The sequence below is a fragment of the Brucella grignonensis genome, from assembly GCF_002252505.1.
In the GTDB taxonomy this organism is placed as follows: Bacteria; Pseudomonadota; Alphaproteobacteria; order Rhizobiales; family Rhizobiaceae; genus Brucella; species Brucella grignonensis.
On sequence record NZ_NNRL01000058.1, the window covers coordinates 1 to 997 of the forward strand.

Sequence of the window (997 nt, forward strand, 5' to 3'; positions counted from 1 at the left end):
ATCCGATACACCTTGCCGAATAACGCTGTTCCAGTCGAAATATTCTGGCAGGCATTGAACAGACCGGCGTCGATCTGAGACACGTCCGAAGTGCCGACACCGACCGGAAAGTTCGCGACGCCAGCTCTTACCGTGGCAGTGCCCACAAAGCGCTGCGCCAGTCGCACTGCATCTTCGGCGGTCTTCGGCGGCTCAGGCAGAATGACGCGATTGCCCGAGGTGATAGAGACTGCCAGCGGGTTCTCGTTTCCAACCGCTGCAATGAACCTCTCGACGATTTCGATCTTCACGCCGGGATCGGCGCAGTATTCAAGGAAGGCGACGTCGAACATGGCGAGCTCCGCTCAGGTGTTGATGGCGAGAACAAGAGGAAGGTCGAAGAGCCGCGCCCAAGCTGTGGTGGCGGCCACCTGAATGGCCACGATGTCCGTGCCGCCTGTCCACCAGCCATTGGCCGGTGCAATCAGCGCAGCCGGCGATCCGAGCGAAGATTGCAGGAAGGGCCAGACGAGCAATTGCTCGTAGCAAATCAGAGTGACTACTTGGGTGCCTCTGACCGAAACGATTGGGTTGACGAAGAAATCCGCACGGGCGCCGGCCGGCTCCCATACCAGGCTCAACCAGGGCTGCCACATCGAGATGGGAACGGGCATGCGTTGGCGATAACGCAGGGAAGTGCCCTTTCCCTTCAGCTCGAGCATGACATTGTCGTAACCGCTTTGATCGGCGATGACGGCGCCGCCATAGACGGTGGTATCCAGGTCTTCGAGCGCCCGTGTCCAGAGCCGCTCGATGGTCGGCGTCCAGACGCCCAAGGCGCTCTCGGGCAGTACAACGACAGACGCTCCCGCCCTTGCCTCCTCCCGGACGCGGCGGATGGTTTCGAGGTGCTGCTGGTAGCCGGCGTATGCGCCGTTGCTGCCGCTGAATTCCGTGTCGACGCCGACCCAACCTTGCGGCAGACCGGGCGCGGTCCAGTTGGCGGCGGACCAGATCC

The 997-nt window shown here is 61.9% G+C and carries 1 protein-coding gene and 1 pseudogene; both read right to left on the reverse strand.

Features of this window, described 5'->3' with window-relative positions; translation table 11 throughout:
• A pseudogene (locus tag CEV33_RS00775) lies at window positions 1–332 on the reverse strand (conjugal transfer protein TraH); the annotation flags it as partial.
• Between the two features lie 12 nt (window positions 333–344).
• The coding region (locus CEV33_RS00780) for a nitrilase-related carbon-nitrogen hydrolase (RefSeq protein ID WP_328588540.1) at window positions 345–997 on the reverse strand (653 nt) is incomplete at its 5' end.